Annotated in this window: 22 protein-coding genes and 1 tRNA gene; 17 read left to right on the top strand and 6 right to left on the bottom strand. The window is 40.8% G+C overall.

All coding sequences use genetic code 11. From position 1 onward, the window contains the following. Positions 1–6 precede the first annotated feature (6 nt). Together QT327_RS25305 and QT327_RS25300 are read right to left on the bottom strand one after the other, a co-directional pair. A complete protein-coding gene (locus QT327_RS25305; protein WP_013664775.1) occupies positions 7–1,089 on the bottom strand; it encodes an efflux RND transporter periplasmic adaptor subunit in 1,083 nt (360 codons plus the stop codon). Positions 1,090–1,253: 164 nt separating this feature from the next. Further along, the gene (locus QT327_RS25300; protein ID WP_289554228.1) at positions 1,254–1,616 is read right to left on the bottom strand and encodes a hypothetical protein; all 363 of its coding nucleotides are present in this window, start codon (positions 1,614–1,616) and stop codon (positions 1,254–1,256) included. A gap of 715 nt (positions 1,617–2,331) precedes the next feature. Between QT327_RS25300 and QT327_RS25295 the strand changes: the two genes are divergently transcribed. Next, a complete protein-coding gene (locus QT327_RS25295; RefSeq protein ID WP_130854530.1) occupies positions 2,332–3,063 on the top strand; it encodes an AAA family ATPase in 732 nt (243 codons plus the stop codon). 22 nt (positions 3,064–3,085) lie between these two features. Here the strand turns inward: QT327_RS25295 and QT327_RS25290 are convergent, their stop codons facing one another. From QT327_RS25290 to QT327_RS25280, 3 genes are all read right to left on the bottom strand, one after another. Further along, positions 3,086–3,901, bottom strand: a complete 816-nt coding sequence (locus QT327_RS25290) for a helix-turn-helix domain-containing protein (RefSeq protein WP_165446899.1) — start codon at positions 3,899–3,901, stop codon at positions 3,086–3,088. 76 nt (positions 3,902–3,977) lie between these two features. Further along, positions 3,978–4,868 (bottom strand): oxidoreductase, encoded by an 891-nt coding sequence (locus tag QT327_RS25285; protein ID WP_130854532.1) that lies wholly within the window; start codon positions 4,866–4,868, stop codon positions 3,978–3,980. A 168-nt stretch (positions 4,869–5,036) separates the two neighbouring features. After that, positions 5,037–5,108, bottom strand: a tRNA-Arg gene (locus QT327_RS25280). Between the two features lie 268 nt (positions 5,109–5,376). On the opposite strand from QT327_RS25280, the gene QT327_RS25275 reads away from it, so the two are divergent. The 10 genes from QT327_RS25275 to QT327_RS25230 all read left to right on the top strand — a co-directional run bounded on the left by QT327_RS25275 (position 5,377) and on the right by QT327_RS25230 (position 15,235). Beyond that, the gene (locus QT327_RS25275; protein WP_013664770.1) at positions 5,377–6,015 is read left to right on the top strand and encodes a peroxiredoxin; all 639 of its coding nucleotides are present in this window, start codon (positions 5,377–5,379) and stop codon (positions 6,013–6,015) included. Between the two features lie 6 nt (positions 6,016–6,021). After that, a complete protein-coding gene (locus tag QT327_RS25270; RefSeq protein ID WP_013664769.1) occupies positions 6,022–6,336 on the top strand; it encodes a thioredoxin family protein in 315 nt (104 codons plus the stop codon). Then, positions 6,317–6,577, top strand: a complete 261-nt coding sequence (locus tag QT327_RS25265; RefSeq protein WP_013664768.1) for a DUF6952 family protein — start codon at positions 6,317–6,319, stop codon at positions 6,575–6,577. Before QT327_RS25270 ends, QT327_RS25265 begins: the two co-directional genes overlap by 20 nt. Positions 6,578–6,983: 406 nt before the next feature. Then, positions 6,984–8,006 (top strand): threonine aldolase family protein, encoded by a 1,023-nt coding sequence (locus QT327_RS25260; protein ID WP_013664766.1) that lies wholly within the window; start codon positions 6,984–6,986, stop codon positions 8,004–8,006. Between the two features lie 30 nt (positions 8,007–8,036). Continuing rightward, complete coding sequence (gene mutL, locus QT327_RS25255; protein ID WP_130854533.1) at positions 8,037–9,899, top strand: DNA mismatch repair endonuclease MutL; 1,863 nt, start codon at positions 8,037–8,039, stop codon at positions 9,897–9,899. Between the two features lie 8 nt (positions 9,900–9,907). After that, positions 9,908–10,663: a rhomboid family intramembrane serine protease gene (locus QT327_RS25250; RefSeq protein ID WP_130854534.1), complete on the top strand. Its 756-nt coding sequence runs from the start codon at positions 9,908–9,910 to the stop codon at positions 10,661–10,663. Positions 10,664–10,695: 32 nt separating this feature from the next. Further along, entirely contained in the window at positions 10,696–11,547 is an 852-nt protein-coding gene (locus QT327_RS25245) for a rhomboid family intramembrane serine protease (protein ID WP_013664763.1), read from the top strand. Positions 11,548–11,556: 9 nt separating this feature from the next. Then, positions 11,557–12,693: an endonuclease/exonuclease/phosphatase family protein gene (locus QT327_RS25240; RefSeq protein WP_130854535.1), complete on the top strand. Its 1,137-nt coding sequence runs from the start codon at positions 11,557–11,559 to the stop codon at positions 12,691–12,693. Positions 12,694–12,840: 147 nt separating this feature from the next. Then, complete coding sequence (gene cysS / locus QT327_RS25235) at positions 12,841–14,304, top strand: cysteine--tRNA ligase (protein WP_013664761.1); 1,464 nt, start codon at positions 12,841–12,843, stop codon at positions 14,302–14,304. Between the two features lie 64 nt (positions 14,305–14,368). Further along, positions 14,369–15,235 carry a hypothetical protein gene (locus QT327_RS25230; RefSeq protein WP_130854536.1) on the top strand — a complete coding sequence of 289 codons (867 nt, stop codon included), beginning with the start codon at positions 14,369–14,371 and terminating at the stop codon, positions 15,233–15,235. A 70-nt stretch (positions 15,236–15,305) separates the two neighbouring features. On the opposite strand, the gene QT327_RS25225 is transcribed toward QT327_RS25230, so the two are convergent. Then, positions 15,306–16,700, bottom strand: a complete 1,395-nt coding sequence (locus tag QT327_RS25225) for a peptidylprolyl isomerase (protein ID WP_013664759.1) — start codon at positions 16,698–16,700, stop codon at positions 15,306–15,308. A 653-nt stretch (positions 16,701–17,353) separates the two neighbouring features. On the opposite strand from QT327_RS25225, the gene QT327_RS25220 reads away from it, so the two are divergent. The 6 genes from QT327_RS25220 (at position 17,354) to QT327_RS25195 (ending at position 23,737) form a co-directional block, all read left to right on the top strand. Next, positions 17,354–18,052, top strand: coding sequence for a phosphatase PAP2 family protein (locus QT327_RS25220; protein ID WP_013664758.1), 699 nt, complete (start codon positions 17,354–17,356; stop codon positions 18,050–18,052). A gap of 74 nt (positions 18,053–18,126) precedes the next feature. Then, a complete protein-coding gene (locus tag QT327_RS25215; RefSeq protein ID WP_130854537.1) occupies positions 18,127–18,627 on the top strand; it encodes a hypothetical protein in 501 nt (166 codons plus the stop codon). A gap of 28 nt (positions 18,628–18,655) precedes the next feature. Beyond that, positions 18,656–19,231: a non-canonical purine NTP diphosphatase gene (locus tag QT327_RS25210; RefSeq protein ID WP_013664756.1), complete on the top strand. Its 576-nt coding sequence runs from the start codon at positions 18,656–18,658 to the stop codon at positions 19,229–19,231. 10 nt (positions 19,232–19,241) lie between these two features. Beyond that, positions 19,242–21,734: a PIG-L family deacetylase gene (locus QT327_RS25205; RefSeq protein WP_130854538.1), complete on the top strand. Its 2,493-nt coding sequence runs from the start codon at positions 19,242–19,244 to the stop codon at positions 21,732–21,734. A gap of 2 nt (positions 21,735–21,736) precedes the next feature. Continuing rightward, the gene (locus tag QT327_RS25200) at positions 21,737–21,931 is read left to right on the top strand and encodes a hypothetical protein (RefSeq protein WP_013664754.1); all 195 of its coding nucleotides are present in this window, start codon (positions 21,737–21,739) and stop codon (positions 21,929–21,931) included. 111 nt (positions 21,932–22,042) lie between these two features. Beyond that, positions 22,043–23,737: a sodium:solute symporter family protein gene (locus QT327_RS25195; protein WP_130854539.1), complete on the top strand. Its 1,695-nt coding sequence runs from the start codon at positions 22,043–22,045 to the stop codon at positions 23,735–23,737. The last annotated feature ends 43 nt before the right edge of the window (positions 23,738–23,780 follow it).

Below are 23,780 nucleotides of genomic sequence, written 5' to 3'. Positions count from 1 at the left end.
AATCCACTATTCTGCATATAACTCCAAATGCGATATAACATCTTTGGGGTCTTCCAGCTTGTATTCAATTTTCTCGTTTTCTTTAACTAGCCGAATACCTTCTAGGAGAACCTTATCATCTACAGACAAACCTGATTCAATAAGGAAGAGATGTGGCAACTCTGCAGCTATTTTAATCTCCCTCGATTGTATCTTATTATCTTTATCCAGTACATACACATATTTCTTTTCAAGCACCTCGAACGTAGCCTTTTGCGGAATAATCACTGCGTTTTTATAGGGAGTTTTCATTTGAATGTTACCCGTTTCGCCGTGTCTCAACAATCCTTTGGGATTAGGAAAGGTTGCCCTGAAAGCTATATTACCGGTTTCATTGTTAAAGTCGGCCTCAATGGTCTCCACCCTACCCGGATAGTCGAACAACCTGTTATTAGCCATCAGTAAATCAACCTTCGTTAAACTGTCCTTTTTAAGATTCGTTTTATAGTCTAAATACTCGGCTTCCGGTACATTGTAATATACCCACATCTTACTATTATCAGAAAGCTCCGTTAGTAAGTCGCCTTCCTCTACTAAACTTCCCTGCCGTACATGGAACCGATCGATGATTCCATCAAATGGTGCCCGGATTTCGGTAAATTGCAAATGCACTTTTGTTAGCGCGAGTTCGGCCTTCGCTTTGTCAAACTTAGCCTTCGCCATTGCTAATTCATTCGGCGCTACGATGTTACTATCAGCTAAGCTTTTGGTATTTTTATATTCTATTTCGGCAAAGTTTGCCTCTGCTTGTGCTTTTTGAAGCTCAGCTTCGTACAGTTTAGGCATAATTTGAAACAGCAACTGTCCTGCCTTCACAAACTGTCCCTCATCTACAAAAATCTTCTGTAAATAACCGCGCTCCTGCGCCCTTAACTCAATATGTTGTACGGAACGAATCTGGCATACATAATCTTTGATGATCGACGTATCCATCTTGACGGGCGTTGTTACCAAAAATTTGGTTTGCTCTTCTTTCTCTTCTTTTTTCGATTGGCAACCGGCATGGCACAACATCGCCCCCAGGCCCATGAGCATGAAAATTCTCTTCATAATAATTCGCTTATCGAAGCAATATGATTCTTAATATTTTTTGAAAATTGTACACAAGCACACCTCAGGTTTATTCTCACGTTTAAACCATTAGCATGTATTATTTATGGAATGTAGAAATAACGGAATAGCAAGGTTAGGCCTTTTCCGTTAGCAGAGAAAAATCAAATTCGAATAACCCGAAACAGGAGGTAGGTTCGGGACGAGGTATACGGAGCATGTTCTGAGGAAGCCAAACTTTGCTTCATCTGTCGCCAAAAATACCTCGCATTTAAGGCATAAAAAAAATCAGTAAAATAATTACTGATTTCTAAATATTTTCGGGAAGAAACCGAGTCATCTTCTTCCTCCTTGTCTGTAGCCCGTATTTTTTCGGTGACTTTTTCTTCGTTGAGCGGCGCTGGCTTAAAAACCAATTCATTCGCCTCACCTATCTGCTCATAAGCTACCCGTTCAAAAATTTTTACCAACGAATAACGTATATGGTCTTGATGCGCGTAAGCGTGTAGGTGATTGTATCTGCTCAAGAAGAGCAAACACAGCGATAGAAAAAATCTAACGAGCCATTTCATGATCGGGGTCAAAAGTATGTAAAGTTGTCCATACGAACAACAGTGAATTGTTAAATCTTAGTTAAATGTAATAGTCAAAAGGGACATCCTTACACCATCACTGTGGGTTAGATTGCCACTCGGTCATCTTCAATCTATAAAGCAAAATGACTTAACAAAAGGTTTACGACTTTATCCCTTTAAGCCATATGACAGACAAAAATAACAACATCAAAGCGAGATACAAACAAAAAAATTAAAAGACCAGCAATAAAATGAAAAATAAGCAACATAAAACAAATAAACCCACATAAAAAGACAAAACAACAAGATTTTCCATCTATTTTTATAAAAATATTCCAGAAAAACATAGTTTTTTGTTAAACTACCAAGAAATAAAGCCTTAAACTTCAGTAAATCATTTTACAGAAAAAAATTATAAATATTATCACCCTAAAAGGCCAAAAAAAGAAAAAAACAAGCTGGTTTAGTTTTCGAATCCACAATTTCAACTAGCCATATTTCATTACTTGTCTAGCTTTCCCAGTACATTAGATACAACTTGCTGTGTTTTAAACAGCTCACCCATTAAGGTTTAGCAAGCAACATCTTTAGCTGAGAATTCTCAACAATTGCTTTGATTGCGATTTCTCGCTGGAATTTTTAATTTAGGGTCAATTAACATTAAGTTATGCCTTTCTTATCGCAAATCACACTTTCTCCATTGGGAGACGCGACTTATCTGGGAAATATTGCCAGTCTAAGCAGCGGATTTACACTTAAACTAAAGACGAATATTACCTTCTTTGTGGGTGAAAATGGCTCAGGTAAGTCAACATTATTAGAAGGCGTCGCTGAAAAGTGCGGCTTTAGTTTAAGGGGAGGCAACAGAAACCATAATCTTAATCAAGGACACCAATTTGAGGGATACGAATCCGCGCTATCCCGCCATCTTAAGTTAAGTTGGACCCCTATCCGAATTAACAACGGCTTTTTCATGCGGGCTGAAAGCTTTTTCAATTTTGCCTCTTACATTGATGAGCTTGCTGAGGAGGATTCCCGGATTCTGCAAGCTTATGGGGGCCAATCGCTTCACGCACAATCTCATGGAGAATCTTTTTTAGCTTTGTTTAACAACCAGTTCGACTCAGGCATTTATATACTTGACGAACCGGAAGCCGCCTTATCGCCAGCTCGGATACTCGCATTTATGTCTATCATACATAGCTTAGAACAAAGCAATCGTGCTCAGTTTTTAATTGCTACGCACTCTCCGATGCTCATTTGCTATCCAGGAGCAACGATCTATCAAATGGACGAACAAGGGATACGGGAGACAAGTTATCAGGAAACGGAGCACTTTACGCTGACAAAGAACTTTCTAGATAATCCGCACCTGTATTTACGGCATTTAATGGAATAGCGCCTATTCCATTTATTACGCACTAACCCACCAGCTTAGAAGGCGGCATACCATACATTTTTTTAAAGGCGAAGGAAAAATGCGAAAGATCTTCGAATCCGATCTCCAAGTATACGTCAGAAGGAGCACGCCCCTTCTCTTTAATTAGATAATGAGCCTCCTGCAATCGTCTTTGTTGTAACCACTTACTTGGAGAGGTATGAAAAATATGCTCAAAGTCACGCTTAAAGGTAGCCAAACTGCGACCAGTAAGGTAGGCGAAGCGTTTAAGCTGTACGTTAAAATGAAAGTTTTTATTCATGAAGGCCTCCAAATCGATTTTACCCGGTTCCGTGAAATCAAATAATATATTCTGCAATTCAGGTTTGGATTGTAGTAAAATCATAACCGCCTCATGTTGTTTCAAAACTTGAAGCTGTTGAGGGATCGCTTGATCGCTTCCGGTGTAAGGCATCAATGAATCCATGAAACTTTTACATAACGCTCCTCCGTTTAACCGCATCACTGCTTCTCCTCTGAACGGCTCTTCTATGGCTTTATACCCATATACTATACTAAAGTCCCTTAACATCGGCTGATCAAGGTAAATTGAGATCGATTTAAAAACGCCTCCGACTGGCGGTTGTTTAACAAACTTCAAAAGTTGATTCCTTTTGATAAATCGAAAATCGCCTTCATTGAAAACATGTTCACTGTCTCCTGTATTTATTAGCAGTGTACCCGATAATTGATAACTGAATACGTGTTCCGGTGCAAACTGTTCGCCCTCACGGTTACGATTGAAGTAGCATGAATACGCAATTGGTGACGATCTTCCATTTGTTTTTGGTTCGGACATAGGCAATTTGTAAAATAGGCGGATAGTCGTCAACATAGCCGTAGCGATGAAACTAGCCGCCTATATATATACAATATTAATGTTTTCTTTGCAGATTACCGGTATACCACTGACCTTGAGGTGTATCAAGAAAGTTCTCAGAAGTGTCATGATCGGTAGATAAACTAACCTCCATCCATTCTTCCATTTCGGCCTGCCTGGTCTCATTTGCAATTTTCAGCATGCCGACAGCCTCACTGCCCAATACCAAATGTATAGGCGGCGTTGGATGAGAAGCCAATTCCACCATAGCTTTGGCAGCCTTTACAGGGTCGCCCACGGCAATGAATTTTCCACTTTTAAAAAAATCTGTCCGCTGCTTCACCATTAGGTAATCTTCGATCTCCCGCGCATAGGTCATAGAAGCACCGGCCCAATCCGTGCGGAAGCCGCCTGGTTCTACGCTGGTAACGTAAATGCCCAATGGGGCTACCTCTTTTGCCAATGCCTCTGTGAAGCCACTTAAGCCAAATTTAGCCGCTTGGTACATCGTTAAACCGGCATTACCTACTCGGCCGCCGATGGAACTAATTTGCAGAATACGGCCTCCTCCTTGATTGCGCATATAGGGTAACACGGCTCGAGTGATTTCTATCGGAGCATATAGATTCGTTTCTAGCTGACTCCGTACCTGTTCATCGGTATAGGCTTCCGCCGCACCAATGATACCGAAACCGGCATTGTTAACCAGCACATCAATACGACCAAAATGTTTTACCGCCTCAGCCATCGACTGTGAAACCTGCTTATAATCGGTCACATCTAAAGCTATTGGCAGTACCTGATCGGCATATTGCTTTAACAAATCATTTAGTTGATTAATATTACGGGCCGTTGCGACTACTTTATCGCCGCTAGCCAGCACTGCTTCCGTCAGGCTACGTCCCAATCCCCTGGAACTTCCTGTTATAAACCATACCTTTTCCATTGTCTTATATATTTAATACGATACAAAAGTACGTTCTTAGTAGACGGTAGATTTTGTTTAAAAGTTCAATATGCTTTGTTCAAAAGCTCATTAACATGCATTTATTGATGAGCGGGCATCAGCTTCAAACAAAAAAGCGGCTTATTTTGCAATAATCCGCTTTTTTCGTAGCCCCGACGGGAATCGAACCCATATCTAAAGTTTAGGAAACTTCTATTCTATCCGTTGAACTACAGGGCCATTTTGGAACGCAAACTTAGATAAATTTCCGCTTATATGCAATTTACAAGACAATTAGCAGTAATACGATTGCACTTTGACATGCCTGCTCTTGGCGGAGGTTCTGACATTGCTTTTTGATTAACGTTTAAAAGATTTGACTATTTTATTTTACAATACCATCGCGCTCTAAGTATAGTTTTTATTTATAACCCCATAAGAAAATAAGATACTTTAACCTAGCAGAAAGCCTTATCTTTGTGGCATCAAAAACGAAAAAAAATTTAATATGAGCTTAGTAGGTAAAAAATTCCCGAACATTACTGTTGACGCCATGGATCACATGGGCGATGATTTAAGAATTAACGTATTAGAAGAGGCTACTAAAAAAGGAAAGAAGGTATTGTTATTCTGGTATCCAAAAGATTTCACCTTCGTTTGCCCTACCGAATTGCATGCATTTCAGGAAGCTTTACCTGAATTTGAAAAAAGAAATACTATTGTAATTGGCGCATCTTGCGACACCAACGAAGTACACTTCGCATGGTTAAACACCGCAAAAGATAATGGCGGTATCGAAGGAGTAACTTACCCAATCTTAGCAGACACTACACGTAATTTAGCCAACGTGTTAGGTATTTTAGATATTCAAAAAGCCGCTTATGACGAAGAATTGGATTCGTTGATTATTGAAGGATCGAACGTTACGTTCAGAGCCACATACCTGGTAGACGAGGATGGTAAAGTATTCCACGAGAGTGTAAATGATATGCCTGTTGGCCGTAATGTAAAAGAATACTTACGTTTGATTGATGCTTATTCTCATGTTCAACAATTTGGAGAAGTATGCCCTGCCAACTGGGAAGAAGGAAAGCAAGCGATGAATGCTAATCGTGAGGGTGTGGCTAGCTACTTATCCGCAAATTAATTTATTATGTTACAAGAATTAGAACAAGATAATTTGGTAGATATCGTTAACCAAAATGATGTCGTATTGGTTCAATACGCTGCAACTTGGTGCGGTAACTGCAAAATTATGAAACCAAAGTTTAAAAAATTGGCTTCAGAAAACGAAAATATACCGTTTGTTATTGTTGATGCCGAGAAGTTGCCGGAATCAAGAAAGCTCGCTAATGTGACTAATTTACCTACATTCGCGGCTTTTAAAGGCGGCAAACTGCTCAATCAAGTGCAGACAAATAAACTGGATGCCTTAACGCAATTAGTAAATGAAGTTACCAGTAATTAAGCATTTAACTCAATTCATTGAGGAAAATGATGAGGATTTTGTGATTGAAGCAATTGAAACGCTTGAATCTCTTACCGAAGTCTCCTCATTGAAAGATGAAGAGTTAGACGTTATCGGTGAGCTAATATCCAACATGTATGGTGCTATTGAAGTGAATAAACTAGTTCAAGAGCAAGGCATGGACAAAAAAGAGGCCCTGAACACTTTTATGAAACGTGTGTTGGGCTCTATCGATAAATAGCGTTTCATCTGCTAACGCAAAAAGCGGTACTGCTACTACAGTACCGCTTTTTTTTATGATACAAGCGGTCGCAAACGCGTTCCCGATTTCTCCAACAGCAATAAGTCTCAGGATATCAAACTTTTCCACAGAAATATGTTGAAAACCTGCTTTTCTGTTGAAAACTAATTTACATGAACGGTTTAATTTTCGTAAATTTACTAGTGTTAAAGGTTAATGCTTTAAGTCGCTTTTATACACCTCATAGTATTTTTGATTCACGCAGTGATGTGTCATTCAGTTAAGCCAACTTAAAGAACAAGATTTTTTAATTGTTAATTTCAAAGACCGCCGAGTAGTGTTCACTCGGCGGTCTTTGTGTTACGACACATTTAATTACCTTTGGCCTGAAAAACGCATTTCGAAAATGAAATCACTGGCAAGCGACAATTATGCAGGAGCTATTACGGAAGTAATGCAGGCGCTCCTGCATGAAAATCAAGATCATGCTGTAGCATATGGAAATGACAAAACGACAGAAAGGTTAAAAGACGAATTACGACTACTCATTAATTATCAGTTCAAATTGCACTTGGTATTTAATGGAACAGGAGCCAATCTATTGGCCTTAAGCCTATTGACCAAACCATACGATGCGATTCTTTGTGCAGAAACCGCGCATATATATGTCGATGAATCAACGGCGCCCGAAGGCCTGACCGGTTGCCGGCTTATACCGCTACCTATCGATGAAACAGGCAAGTTAACACCCGCTACCATACAACGGGCTGTGAAGCGTCGTGGCGATTTACATCACCCGCAAATTAAAGTACTGAGTATCACACAACCTACTGAATACGGAACGCTTTATACCTTAGACGAATTGAGAGGAATTCATCGCGTAGCAAATGAAAACGATCTTTTAATCCATATGGATGGCTCCCGTCTATTTACGGCCATCACAGCTTTGAATTGTACGCTACAAGATGTTGTACAGGCTAGTGGAGTTGATGCTTTATCATTGGGCGGAACAAAGTCGGGCATGCTTTATGGCGAGGCCGTGCTTGTTTTTAATGAACATATTCACGACAGTCCTTTTTTTCATAAACGCAGTATGCAATTAGCGTCTAAAAGTCGCTTCATCTCTGCCCAGTTTTTAGCCCTATTAAATCACGACACCTATAGAAAGTATGCCAACATTGTTTTGGAACGAACGCAACAGTTAGCTACCGTCTTAAGGAAATATCCCCAGATCATCATCACCAAACCGGTGGAAGTCAATGCCATTTTCGCCAAAATACCCCCTAATTGGATCAAGCCTCTACAAGAGACGCTTTTTTTCTACCTTTGGGACGAGCATATGCATGAAGTTCGGCTAATGTGTTCGTTTGACACCAGCGAAGAAGAAATCAGTTTGTTTGACAGAAAGCTTGCGGAGCTAACAAGGTAGTCTCATATCTAATTTGTAAATTCGCAGGGTATGTCAGATATCATTCAATTACTACCAGATGCAGTAGCCAATCAGATTGCGGCAGGGGAGGTAGTACAACGTCCGGCATCGGCAGTAAAGGAGCTGATAGAAAATGCTATTGATGCAGGTGCAGATAAAATTCAATTAATCGTAAAAGACGCAGGTAAATCCCTTATCCAGGTAATCGATAACGGTTGCGGCATGAGTGTTACAGATGCACGCCTTTGTTTCGAGCGCCATGCGACCTCAAAATTAAGAAAGGCTGAAGATCTCTTCGCTATCAGAACCATGGGATTTCGGGGTGAAGCCATGGCTTCTATCGCCGCCATCGCTCACGTTGAGCTTAAAACAAGACGACATGAAGACGAGCTGGGGACCTGCATTATGATAGAGGGATCCGAAATAATAAATCAAGAACCAACAGCAACGCCTGCCGGCACAAGTATTTGCGTTAAAAATTTATTTTTCAACACGCCTGCACGACGTAATTTCCTGAAAAGTAATCCGGTTGAAATGCGCCATATCATTGAAGAATTTCAACGGATTGCCTTAGCTCACCCTAAGATCTTCTTTACCCTGCACAGCGATGGAAACGAGGTCTTTCACCTTCCTTCAGAAGGTCTAAAACAGCGCATCATACACATCTTCGGAAGTAATTACAACCAGCGTTTAGTACCTGTTGAAGAGTCCACAACGATCATTAATCTAAATGGTTTTATCGGAAAGCCGGAATATGCGAAAAAAACCCGGGGCGAACAGTATTTTTTTGTCAATAACCGTTTTATAAAAGATCCTTACCTGAATCATGCGGTACTCAATGCTTACGAAGAGATCCTTCCTTCCGAAAGCTATCCGCTATATGTATTGTTCATCGAGATTGATCCGGCGCAAATTGATGTTAACGTCCATCCCACAAAAACAGAAATCAAGTATCAGGATGAACGATCGATATACGCCATTATCCGTTCGGCCGTTAAGCGATCCCTAGGGAAGTACAACATTACGCCAACTTTGGATTTCAACCAGGAAACGGGTTTCAGCCATATGATTTCGCACAAGAAAACGGAAGATATTGTCCCGCCGACCATTAGTTTTAATCCGCAATTCAATCCCTTTGACACAGGCTCTCAGCAAAAGGAACGACAAGACAATTACTCTCGCTCTTTTGAGAAAAAGAGTGGCATTCCGCAGAATTGGGAAACACTCTATGAGATTACGCAGAAAGCCCACCATCATCAGTTAAGTATTGATTCGGAAGATAAACAGCAGGAATCGGCAATAGAAAAAACCCAAGAGAAACCAGCCGGTAAGCTCATCTTTCAAATTCATAACCGCTTTATTTTGTCGCAGATCCGATCCGGTTTTATCCTTATCGACCAACAAGCGGCTCATGAGCGAATTTTATTTGAAAGGTTCTTACAACAACTGGAGACACACCAAGGGGCCAGTCAGCAGAGCCTCTTTCCGCAAACAGTTGATTTGAGCGTAGCGGATTTTGAACTTATCACCGACTTACTACCTGATATCCATGCATTGGGATTTCAAATTAGGGCTTTTGGACGGAACACCTTTATTGTAGAAGGAATCCCGGCTGATTTAGGCAGTGGACTCAGTGAATCACAAGTACTTGAGCAATTACTGGAAGCCTATAAAAATAATCAATCAACTTTAAAGTTAACCAAAAGGGAGAACCTGGCAAGGAGCCTGGCCCGCAATGCGGCTATTAAAAGCGGTACAGCCCTAAACATTGATGAAATGAATGACATTATCGATAAGCTCTTTGCCTGTTCAACACCTAATGTTTCTTTGAGTGGTAAACCCATAATTATTACCTTTACCCTCAAGGAACTGTTAGAAAAATTTGAAAAATAAACGAGAACATGTTTAATAACTCATCCGCTCAATTTGGTGGGATTCCGCCAGTGGTAAAGAACTTACTGATCGCAAACATCATCTGTTTCATTGGCGCAAATTTTGTATTTAAATATGCATATACAATCTTTCCCGTCTATTATTTTGATTCGCCCATGTTTCATTGGTGGCAGCCAATCACCTATATGTTCATGCATGGGAATATCAATGCCGGAGGTTTAGCGCACATCTTTTTTAACATGTTCGCCTTATACATGTTCGGCCCCATATTGGAACGGATCATGGGCTCTAAACGATTTGTTTACTTTTACCTTATTACCGGACTCGGGGCACTTGCACTTCAATTTGGCGTACAAGCTTTTGAGGTCTTCAATATTACCGGATCGCCTTCTGCTAAAAGCGTGTTGGATTTTAATTTTGAAACGGGGATGGTCGCAAGTAAAATAGACGGTATTTCAAAAGCTAACTTTGATACCCTCGCTTCCGTGTACTTTACCCCTATGGTAGGCGCTTCCGGTGCTATATTCGGCTTATTGGTTGCATTCGGCTATTTGTTTCCAAATACCGAATTATACCTGATGTTTATTCCTATCCCAATAAAAGCGAAAATATTTATTCCGATTTATATTGTATTGGAATTATTTTTGGGTGTATCAAAATTCTCAGGCGATTCTGTGGCCCATTTTGCACATTTAGGAGGAGCCTTGTTCGGCTTTATTCTCATTAAGATCTGGGGAATCAAACGTCCGGGATTATGGGGTTAGCTTTAATATAAAGATCAACGAGATAGAAAATTATGAAGAGATCATTTTTTGGCGAACTTTACTATAAGGCATTTCGATCGGGAAATACGCTTAACTTCTTTATAGCCATCAACACGATTGTTTTCATTGTGATGGGACTTTTTTCGGTAATAGATTTCTTCGCAAAAACGCCCGTAAGTTCTTTTTTGGTTGAACAGCTCTCCTTGCCTGCCAATTTGAACAGGTTATTGTACCGGCCATGGTCTATCGCCACGTATATGTTTACGCAAGTGGATTTTTTTCACTTCTTATTTAATATGCTTTGGCTTTATTGGATTGGTCTTATCTTTCTTGATTTTCTAAATACTAGACAATTTACTTTTACCTATCTCGCGGGTGGTTTAGTTGGTGGCATTTTATTCTTAATCCTTTATAATCTGTTTCCTTCTTTAGGTGCCGGCTTTGCTGTGCTAATAGGATCTTCCGGAGCTGTATATGCGGTCGTCGTTGCTACCGCAACCTTGGTGCCTGATTATACCATTCGTCTGTTGTTTTTCGGAAACGTTCGTTTAAAATATTTGGCAGTAGCTTTTATCGTCTTAAATTTATTAGGCCTTGGAGGTGGAAACTTAGGAGGAAACCTCGCTCATTTAGGTGGAGGGCTTTTGGGATTCGTTTATATCTTACAGCTTCGTAAAGGCAATGACTGGAGCAGGCTAATCCAGGCTAAAAAGAAGAAGCTTCGGATTATAAAAAATGATGCCCCTCGAAAGAGCAAGGAAACCTTCACCAATCAAGAATATATTGATAGCATTCTGGATAAGATATCCCGATCCGGATATAATAGCTTAAGTAAAGCGGAAAAGGAAGCCTTATTTAATGCGGGGAAGCAAGATCAAGATTAAATTTATTCCATGGGCGCAAAAATAAGGAAAGGGAAAAGAAAAAGAAGCCTGGGAAAATTCGTGCTGCTTGGTATTAATGCTTTGTGCGTTTTGTTGTTATGTCTAAGTTACCTAGCTCCTTACATCGACCCGCAAAGTTTTTGGCCGCTCGCTTTTTTTGGTTTAGGATACCCTATTTTCTTATTAGCTAATTTGGTATTCATCATTCTTTGGGCATTTAAAAAATCCAAATACCTTATTTTATCACTGCTTTGTATTCTCTGTGGCTACGTTCCACTAAAAAAGCATATAGGTTTTCGCAGTAAACCAGACGAGGCATCGATTAAGCGGCCCGACAGCAGTAGTATAAGAGTATTAACATATAATGTACATTTATTTCGGAAAGAAGATCAGGACGTGCAACCAAAAACGAAAACAGCCGTAACCGAACTTATCCAAAGTGTGTCACCGGATATTGTATGTATGCAGGAGTTCTATACAAGGAAAAAAGGAAAATACAACAGCCGGCAAAACATGGCTCCTGCTTTAGGACTTTCTTACAGCTATTTCCATCCTGTAGTTGAAAATGAGTACGAAGCTTACGGCCTCATTATTTTATCGCGTTATCCGATAAAAAATGCCGGATCAATTCCTAATTATCAAGGTAAACGAACATTAAATAGAGCTATATATGCCGATATCGTAAAAAATGGTCGTGCTTTCCGCGTTTACAATATCCACCTGCAATCTATCGGTTTTCAACCACAGGATTACGCTTTTGTAAAAGACGTAAAAAGTCGGAGTTTTGAAAATGATAATGTTGCATCTACTAAACGTATTGGCTCTCGCTTAAAACATGCTTTTTTTGAACGGAGTGAGCAAGCGAAGCGAATTAAGGAAGAGATTAATCGCTGTCGTAAACCGGTAATTATAACCGGCGATTTCAATGACACCCCTCTATCTTTTGCCGTGCACACCGTATCTAGCGATTTGAACAATAGTTTCGAGAAGAAGGGTGCGGGTTGGGGGATTACTTACAACGGTGAATTTCCAAACTTTCAAATAGATTATATACTTTCATCTAAGACCTTTGAGGTTAAGCATTATCAGATTTTGAAGAAAAAGTTATCCGATCATTATGCTGTTTGGAGTGATCTTGCCTTATAGCGAGTTTGAGGCAACGTCTTCTTATTGTCCTTTCTCGCCAACAGGATTCTAAAAATAGCATGGAATGAAAGGAAATTACTAAATTCGCAAAATCTACTTAGCGGTGTACCTTGTACCCATAAAACATATTCCTTAAAAATAAAACGAATGAGCAGCAATTTAGTCATTTATAATACGCTTAGCCGAAAGAAAGAAATTTTTGAACCCATAAACCCGCCCATGGTAGGCTTATATGTGTGTGGCCCTACCGTTTATAGTGACGTGCATTTAGGCAACTGCCGTACATTCGTATCCTTTGACCTGATTTATCGTTATCTGTTGTATTCGGGCTATAAAGTTCGTTATGTTAGAAACATAACTGACGCCGGACATTTAGAAGGAGACCGTGATGAGGGGGATGATAAATTTGCAAAAAAAGCGAAGCTGGAACAATTGGAACCAATGGAAATTGTGCAGAAGTATACGATCGGCTTCCATGATGTTCTACGATTATTCAATACGCTTCCTCCAAGCATTGAACCTACAGCTACCGGTCACATTTCTGAGCAAATCGAGATGGTAAAGCAAATCATCGCAAACGGTTATGCCTATGAAGTAAACGGCACGGTATACTTTGATGTCGAAAAGTACAGCAAAAATAACGATTATACAATTCTTACCAATCGGCAGCTTGAAGACATGCTAAATAATACCCGTGAACTGGGCGGCCAGGACGAAAAAAAGGGAAGACTCGACTTCGCTTTATGGATTAAAGCTAAACCAGAGCACATTATGCGGTGGCCATCGCCATGGGGCGTAGGCTTTCCGGGATGGCATATCGAATGTTCAGCGATGAGCAACAAATATTTAGGCCATCAGTTCGATATTCATGGAGGGGGAATGGACTTGGCAGCAACTCACCATACGAACGAAATTGCCCAATCGCAAGCTTGCAATCATACCAACCCTGCTAAATATTGGATGCATACAAACATGTTAACCGTTAATGGCGCACGTATGTCGAAATCTGCGGGAAACGGATTTCTTCCAAGGGAATTGTTCACCGGAGATCATCCCTTATTAACCCGTGGATATTCGCCTATGTCGGTTCGTTTCTTTATGCTGCAAGCCCATTATAGAAGCACGCTAGACTTTTCGAATGAGGCCCTGGAAGCATCTGACAAAGGCTACCGTCGGTTAATGAACGCCATTGCTTTACTACCCAAATTAAAGGCTTCAGCGTCTTCGGAAGTTGACTTTGAAGAAATAAAGCAACGTTTTATAGCTGCCATGAATGATGACTTCAATAGTCCGGTGCTGATTGCCGAGCTGTTTGAAGTTGTACGTATTATCAACAGTGTGTACGACAATAAAACCAAGATTGATGCAAAGGGCTTAGCGCAATTGAATACACTGGTAAACGATTTCGTATTCAATATCCTTGGATTAAAAGATGATCAAACGGAGAATAATGGGGATTTGGAAAAATTAATGGACTTCATTATTAAACTAAGACAAGAAGCCAAAGCTTCCAAAGATTACGCGACATCTGATTTGATTCGCAATAGTTTACAGGAAATGGGATTCCAACTGAAAGACAGTAAGGAAGGTACCGTTTGGAGCAAGTCGTAAATCCACAAAAAAAATTTGGCATTAATTTGGCAGGGGAGAAGCCTTAAAAATATTTATAAAAAGAATGTTTAGATTTATTTTAGTTGCCCTAAGTATGATCGCCTTTTTAGGCAACACAGTGTGGGCTCAGCAAGAATCCTCCGATCAAATAAATCAACTAGTATCCGCCGAGTATAACATGGGCGTTTTAGCCACCAATAGAGGTGTTTTAGCAGCTTATAAGAACTATAGCGATGAAAGTACGGTGTTCTTCACCCCCGCACCGACCCAAGCCGAAATTTATTTTAAAAGCAAAGCTCGTGTACCGGATGTGATGACATGGAAGCCGGTTTACGCCAAAGTATCAAAAAGTAATGAATGGGGTTTTACAACGGGCCCTATTTCATGGCAAAACGTAGGATACAAGAAGAAATATGGCGAATATTTCTGTCTATGGAAATTGGATCGCAAGGGTGAGTGGAAAATTGCTTATCGTGCAATCAGCGAACATGGCGCACCAACAGAGCATGTACCTGCCATTCTAGAGAGCCCGGTAGACAATAAGTATCGAAAGTCTAGATCGAAGGCTCGACTAAAACAACGGGAAGATATCATATTAAGTACTGATCAGCTTTTTTCAACTATTTTGAAAGCTGATAACCAAACCGCTTTCAAGGAGTTCTTAACAGATTATGCCCGGATTTATATCCCTGGGTATACTCCGGTTATCGGCATAGACGACATTCGTGCCTTTTTAAAGAAAGCGGACATCAATATCGAAAGTACAGAACACAAAGTAGACCGTACTTATAGTGGTGAGTTAGCATATAGTCAGGGCGATGCCATTATCCGCCAGGGAAATAAAGTCACAAAATGCTATTATATTCGCATTTGGGAACTACAGGAAGATTCCATGTGGAAAGTGAGCGTTGATATGTATTTTGAGAAATAGTCTACACAAAATGGGTATAAAAATAACGGGGCGCATATAGATATGCGCCCCGTTACTTTTTTAATCAATTTTATTCTTTGACTTGTGCTTGCGCGTTATTTATTTCACTCTCTCGAACCCAATCTTTCAATTCTGCGCAGGTATTGAATTCATCATCAATTCTTATATAGGTAGTCTTTCTACGTTCTTCGAACCACTCACTGACTACACGATTCAGTTTATCCGCTTCCGCCAACTCTTTAATTTTCGCATAATCCTTTTCTAAAGAAGCTCTATGCGGTTCGGTGCGCGACTTAAGGTACAAGAATCTGTAGCCCTCTTTTTTAGTCTGCGGGTCGGAAAAAGCAAAGGGCTTCGAGTATTCGCCGGCTTTCAAGGTGTCAATAGCGGAGAAATCTGCTGCATCCAGCTGGTCTACAGGGATGTATGTAGTACGCGTTTGCTGATTCATCGCATTAAGCATCATCCCACCATTGTATTTAGTCATCTCATCGCCGGAATATAGGGCTGCGGCCGTAGAGAATGGTATTTTATTGTCTTTAACTTGTGTGTAAATGCTATCAATCTGCTTTTTAGCCCGCTCCATGCTTTGCTCGTTTGGTTTTACGCCAATCAATATGTGCCGTGCCCTAACCTGTTCGCCTCTACGTTCAAGTACTTGTAAAAAGTGAAAGCCATATTCCGATTCAAATACATTGGAGATCTCACCTGGTTTTAGTCTAAAAGCAACCGAGGTAAATTCTTTTACCATACTACTTCTATCAAAAAAACCTAGATCACCGCCTGAAGAAGCTGACCCCGGATCCTGAGAATATAACCTTGCCATTGTTCCAAAGTCGTCTCCGGCTTTAATCCCCATCCGAAGAGATTCTGCACGATCATAAAAGGGCTGTTTTTCTTCTTTCGTCAATTTTGGAAATACGACGATCTCTCCGACCTCAACTTCCGTATTGTAATTAGGCAAACTGTCTTTAGGAATTTTCTCGAAATACCTTTTCACCTCCAATGGGGTAATCCCGGTTTTCTCTGTAATTTTCGCCTGCATTTTCTGTGCAATCAATTGCTCCTTGACAGCGGGCCTCATTTCTTCCTTGTATTGAAGCAACGATCGGTTCAAGAATTTTTCCAATTGCTCCTGACCACCGGCTTGACGTGTCATATATCGTAAACGGTTATTGATATTATCATCCACCTCATCTTCGGTTACCTCGATCGAGTCAATTGCTGCCTGCTGTGTTAAAAGCTTGTTTGTTAACAGCTGCTCTAAAATCATACATTTGACCCCTGGATCAGCACGGTTACCCTCGGAAAGATATTGCGCGTACTGCATCTCTATATCCGATTGGAGAATAATATTTCCACCAACAACGGCCGCCACTTTATCTATTACCTGTACATCTTGAGCTCTCAGTGCTCCCGCACACGCGAGGAAGATAAGTGTCAACAAACCAGCAAACTTCTTCATTTGTTAAATTCTATTTTTTATACTAAGCAGTTTTAATAGCTTGCTAAGTTACACAAATCCATTACACTCTATTCCATATTTAACGAAATTTAACAAGAAAATGGTTCATTGCTGACCCTTTATTTCAGATGACAACAATTCGCAGTGCGTAATGCTCTAATTTGATCGTATAAAAGAACGATTATTTTTGTCACTTTTTTCCGCAAAAAGTAACCAAAAACTCATCACTTGGAACTTTGCTATAAAAGGTAGTGCCTCAACGTGCAAACCGCAAATTTCCTAGGTGATATTTTAATAGAACGGAGGGCTTTTGCGGGCAGCCGACAAGGCCTCGGGTGGGGGATAAAACGGCCTTGGAGGATACCGATGCAACGAGCAGCAAAGCATTTGCACCTCTGTTCATGTTGCACTATCCAAGCGGATTGAGGAAGTGAAACGGCTCCAATACGCGCCGTTGATGCTTTGCCATCAGGTGCAAGGTAGCCTACACGAGCCTTGATTTTGCTCAACTTTTATCAAGAAAAGTTGATTAAAATAATCGTTCCTTTAATATTACAAGCTATTGTACGTTAAAAATGGCTGCCTAAGTAACAAGTTGCTGCTTGCAAAAACATAAACATTTTCATTATGTTTGAAATGTTAAGCATAAAAAAATGAATACATCGGCCTCTTACGAATACAGTTATCTAACATTTTTAAAGCAATTCCCCGTATTTATTTTATTACTAGTTTGCTTTCAGCTAATTGGTATCACGTGCTCGCTTATTTATTCGCAAGCCGAGCTATTCTTATGGGTCAATCGTCTACATGACCCCATGGCCGATCAGATTTTTATGCTCATTACGCATTTGGGTGACTGGCCCGTTACAGTGGCTATAGCTTTTATTTTCCTTTTCATTAATTGGCGTCACTCATTTTTATTGGTATCTACTATGCTCTATACCGGTTTCTTTACGCAGGTAATAAAGATGATTGTTAAGCACCCACGACCAGCTGTTTTTTTTGAGCACGGAGAAGCGATTTATACCATTAAAGATTATGTCTTACAAAACTCACTTAGTTTCCCTTCCGGCCATACCACCTGTATATTTTCACTTACCATCACTTTATCTTACATCTTTGTCAGCCAAAGACGCCAACCCTGGTTCTTTTTGATTGCTCTCTTGGTAGCCCTATCACGTGTATATCTATCTCAGCACTTTTTCAAAGACCTGTTAGCAGGATCGCTGATTGGCACTTTTTTCGCGTTGCATCTTATTTGGCTATTTGAGCGATCCGAGTGGTTTCATAAAAAAAACACGAACAGTAATCTACTGGAATTCTTAAAGAAAGGTAAAAAACCCGTTTCATAACTAGAATTCGCTCGCTAAGTTTGCATCTCGGTGTAGATTCTTCTATTTTCGTTTGGGTTTACCACAATCGTACTATGACGCAGTTGAATACTACCAATCCTTTCGCTTTACGTTACCTACTGGATGATTTGCTCTTCGATTTCGAAGCTGACTTTCCTGCAGCAACCGAGCAATCACCAAATATTGATCGCCCAACTTTCAACGTTCTTGGAGCCAATAAAAGCCGTATTCTCTATTTGGTAGAAAATATGACCGAAGGGCATTTCTCACCGGCGGCCTTGGATGCCTTTACCAAAACATTACACGCTTTAGGTCTTGCACTGGATGATGTGGCGGTTCTGAATCTTGCTCAAATAGAAGCGGGCGTAAATTTTGAAGACCTATGTAGTTATTTTGATCCTCAACGGATTATATTCGCCGGACCATCACCCGCTAAAGTAGGCATAGATGGCTTATCTCTTAATATAGCGTCTTCTCAACAATCCATCGAATTACTTTACACCTATTCTTTTGAGGAAATGTTAACAGATACAAATAAGAAGAAGCTCTTTTGGCAAGCCGTAAAAGCCTTTTAAACACAAGCAATTTTAACACATGGAAGATATGCAACAACTGGTTTTTGCAACGAACAATAAACATAAACTGGAAGAAGTTCAAGCAATGGTGAAAGGTCTATTCTCCATTCAATCCTTATCAGAAATACAGTGTGAGGTCGATATCCCGGAAACCGCCGACACCTTTGAAGGCAATGCTTCGCTTAAAAGTGAATACATCCTAAGTAATTATGCCCGCGATTGCTTTGCGGACGATTCCGGGCTGGAGGTGGAAGCGCTAAACGGAGAACCGGGTGTTTACTCCGCTCGCTATAGTGGTTCGAGAGACATGGAAAAAAACATCGACTTGCTATTATCCAAATTAGCTGACAAAACCAATCGGAAAGCGCAGTTCAGAACCGTTATTTCCTTGCGATTGGGAGGAGAGCACCATTTCTTTGAAGGTATTGTTAAGGGCTCGATTACACAGGAACGTATTGGATTAAGAGGATTTGGATACGACCCAATTTTTATTCCGGATGGCTACATAAAAACTTTTGCGGAAATGTCGGCCGACGAAAAAAATCAGATCAGCCATCGGGCGGTCGCCATACAGAAATTAGTTACCTTTCTCAAGAATCGTTAAACATTGCCGTATGCCTCGTAGACAATTGCTTCCCCTGCTTATTATTAGTTTGATTACGCTATTTGTCCAACCCTTGTTGGCACAGAACGCATCCACTAATAACGCTGCATCTATCAGATTGCGAATCCAAAAATTAAACACGCTGGGCAGTGTGCTTTACTTTGCAGCACATCCTGATGATGAAAATACACGGCTGATCGGCTGGCTAGCAAATGAACGGCTTTATCGAACCGGTTACTTGTCGTTAACACGCGGCGACGGCGGACAAAACCTTATTGGTACCGAACAAGCCGAAGAGCTTGGTTTGGTACGGACTCAAGAGCTATTAGCGGCGAGAAGGGACGATGGCGGAGAACAATTTTTCTCGACAGCCAACGATTTCGGTTTTTCCAAAACTTTTGACGAGACTTTTCAAATATGGAATAAAGAAAAAATTTTGGCAGATGCTGTTTGGGTAATCCGGAACTTTCAACCTGATGTTATTATAACTCGATTTCCGGGCGACCCAAGAGCGGGACATGGACATCACCAAGCCTCGTCTCTCTTAGCACAGGAGGCCTTTAAAGCTGCCGCAGATCCATCTCGTTTTCCGGAGCAGCTAAAATATGTAAAACCTTGGAAGACCACTCGAATTCTCTGGAACACCTATAATTTTGGCAGCGCGAATACAATTAAGGAAGGACAATTTCGAGAAGATTTAGGACAATACAATTCCTTTATTGGCAGAACCTACGGTGAGATTGCCGCTATCAGTCGAACCAACCACAAAAGTCAGGGCTTTGGCACCACCGCTCAAAGAGGCGAAATGTATGAATATTTTGAAAGTTTAGGAGGCACCCCTCCCCGGAAAAGTTTATTCGACGACATCAATACCAGCTGGTCGAGAGTTCCCGCTTCGAGAAAAGTACAAGAATTGGTGCAGCAGTTACAAGAGCATTACAATTTAGCGCATCCCGAATATTCTATTAAAAAGCTTACGGAACTTCTTACCGAGCTAGAGGGCTTGGGAAATAATTATTGGGCTCTTCAAAAAATAAAAGAAGTAAAAGGGCTTATTTTGGATTGTGCAGGGATCTGGGGCGCCTGCTTAGCCGATGACGAAAAATACGCGCTCGGTGAAACTGTTCACGCGAGCACTCATTTGGTGGTACAAAAACCCGGGTTATCTGTTTCGCTTTTGGCACTAAAAAACGGTGATCAAACCGAGTCTTTTTTAAGCAGTACAACCAATTTATCGTATAATCAGCCGCAACAAATAAAAACCACCTTTGAAGCAAAAACAATTACGCAACCCTACTGGTTAGCCTTTCCGCATCAACTAGGTTCATTTACGGTAAAAGATCAAAAGCTCATTGGGAAACCGGAAGCCGGCAATCTTCTTCCACAGGTAATTGCCACCTTGTCTATCGAAGGAAAAGAAATAGACTATATTTTTCCCGTCACCTATTCATATAATGATCCCGTACGTGGTGAGGTAAATAATCCGATTGTTATAGCACCCCCCCTGACCGTCAATCTCAATCAAAAAGCGATCATTTTTAATGGAAATGAACCAAAGCAAATCGAGGTCTCTTTTACGTCTAACGGTCATCACAGCCAAGCGGATATTACGCCCGTGCTTCCGCAAGGCTGGCGGATGGAACCGGCATCCTTTTCGGTCGATTTGGAAGAAAAAGACGACGAATTGGTTAAACTAGCAACCATTTATCCATCATCTAACGCTTCCATGAACGACTCTCTCTCTTTCGAGGTTCGTTATAGAAATGGCCAAAATGAAATAGCGAAATCGATACGGACCATTCGCTACGACCACATTCCACGAATCAACTGGTTTCCGCCGGCAAGTGCTCGTTTAAGTAAAATTGAGACCGGGGTATCTGCCAAGCGCATTGGCTATTTACCTGGAGCCGGTGACCTCGTTGCCGCATCATTGCGTGAGATAGGGTTACAGATGGATGTTTTATCCGAAAACGATATTATGCATCAAGATCTTCAACAATACGATGCCATTATTACAGGGATTAGAATCTATAACGTGAATGATCGTATCCGTTATATACAACCCAAACTACTGGATTATGTAAAAAATGGCGGTACGCTTGTAGAACAATATAATGTAAGTGGCGGACTGAAAACCACCCAAATTGGTCCATACCCCTTTACTATCACCAGAGAGCGTGTTACTAACGAAAATGCACCGGTTCGCCTCATCGAACCGCAACATCCCATTCTTCAATATCCCAACAAAATAACGGCGGACGACTTCGAAGGCTGGATACAAGAACGGGGGTTATACTTTGCATCCAATACCGATAGTCATTACCAATTACCTTTGGCTATGAATGACTCGGGTGAAGCAGAGAGCAAAGGGTCACTTTTAGTAGCAAAGTATGGAAAAGGTAAATATGTTTACACATCTCTTTCTTTTTTCAGAGAATTACCGGCAGGAGTGCCCGGTGCTTATAGATTATTTGTAAATTTGCTCGCAAAAGAAAACAATTAAACATGGAAAATCAAGAAAAGAAAATCAACACAGACTCTTTATTCTATCTTATCGGTGCTTTTTTTGGCGCTTTAACCGGAGGCTATTGCGCCGAATCTTTTTGGGGTGTAGTAGGCGGATTGGTTATTGGTCTGTTTATCGCTATGTTTTTCTTGAATGCTTTAGTAAAGCGCAGAAGTGAGGAAGAACCTGCCTAAAGATAAAGGCCTCCCCCCTTTTGTAAATAGCTGGCATCAATTCTACTGGATAGTGTTGATTTGGCTATTTGCGCTGATTCTATTGTTTTACTTATTCAAAATAACTTTTGAATGAGTTTAATCGATTGGATCGTACTTTTCAGCACGCTGTTGCTGATTGTTGTCTACGGCGTATATAAGAGCCGTGGCAGCAGCAATATTGATGGCTATCTATTAGGGAATAAAACACTTCCTTGGTATCATATAGGCTTCTCCGTAATGGCTACACAAGCCAGTGCCATTACGTTCCTTTCAGCTCCCGGACTTGCTTATTCCTCGGGTATGAGCTTTGCACAGTTCTACTTCGGCGTACCCTTGGCGATGATCGTACTGAGCATCACTTTTGTCCCTATTTTTCACCGAATGCGGGTCTTTACCGCCTATGAATACCTGGAAAAAAGATTCGACGTAAAAACACGTGTCTTCACTGCATTTCTGTTCCTTATACAGCGCGGTGTATCCACCGGCATTACCATTTATGCTCCTTCTGTTATCCTTTCGAGCATTTTGCAGATAGATGCTACTTATACGACCTTGTTCATTGGCTGCTTGGTGGTGATGTATACGGTATGGGGAGGAACGAAGGCCGTCTCTTATACCCAACTGCTGCAGATGGGTATCATCTTTATCGGCTTGCTTTCAGCGGGTGTAATGGTTGTCCACCTATTACCATCCGATATCGGTTTGGTAAAAGCCCTGCATATAGCGGGAAAATCCGGGAGAGCCAATGCGATTGATTTCTCTTTCGACTGGAATAACCAATATACTTTGTGGAGCGGTTTAATAGGCGGTTTTTTTTTACAATTGTCTTATTTTGGCACCGATCAAAGTCAGGTTGGACGCTACCTGACCGGCTCCTCGATACGCGATAGTCGACTGGGTCTACTAATGAATGGCCTTGTTAAAGTTCCGCTTCAATTTCTGATATTAATGATCGGCGTCCTCGTTTTTGCCTACTATCAGTACAATCAGCCCCCTATTTTCTTTAATAAACTGGAATTAAACAAAATTGAAAAAAGTCCCTATCAATCTGAATTACAGCAGATCAAAGAGCAATTCAATACGGTTTTTCAAGAGAAACATCGTTTAATCAATAAATTGAGCAACGCGTTGGACACGCATTCTGATGCTGAAATTGCCGACATCAGAAAAGATTTACATAGCGCCAACCAAAAAACGACCGAAATCAGGGAAGAACTAACCCGCCTCATGCAAAAGAATGACCCGAAAGCAGATACGAATGATAACAATTATATCTTTCTTAATTTCGTCACGGAAAAGCTTCCCAAAGGGCTCGTAGGCATCTTAATAGCCATTGTTTTTTTAGCTTCGATGGGATCAACCGCGAGTGCGCTCAATTCGCTGGCATCAACATCTGTTATTGACATCTACAAACGATTTATTCATCGGGATGGCAGTGCCAGTAATTATCTAAACGTGTCGAGGCTTATGACCTTATTTTGGGGTATATTTACGATTATCATTGCACTATATGCCAATCGTCTTGGTAATCTCCTTGAAGCGGTCAATATTCTGGGGTCCTTATTTTACGGCACCATCTTGGGCATATTTATTGTTGCCTTTTATATGAAACGCGCGAAGGGAACTGCGACCTTCATTGCTGCTATTTTTGCCGAAATTTTAGTCATTATTTGTTGGCGCGCAGATATGATGGCCTTTTTATGGCTTAATTTAGTCGGTTGTGTCTCGGTCATGTTCTTTGCCACCTTAATCCAGGCTATAATACCTCGCATATCAAAAAATTGATGCCTTAAAACGAAGAATCTAAGTCCTAAAAGTACCGAGTAAG

It is taken from the genome of Olivibacter sp. 47, from assembly GCF_030372825.1.
In the GTDB taxonomy this organism is placed as follows: domain Bacteria; phylum Bacteroidota; class Bacteroidia; order Sphingobacteriales; family Sphingobacteriaceae; genus Olivibacter; species Olivibacter oleidegradans.
Note: the sequence above shows the minus strand (reverse complement) of the source record. Positions and strands in the feature narration are given on the sequence as shown.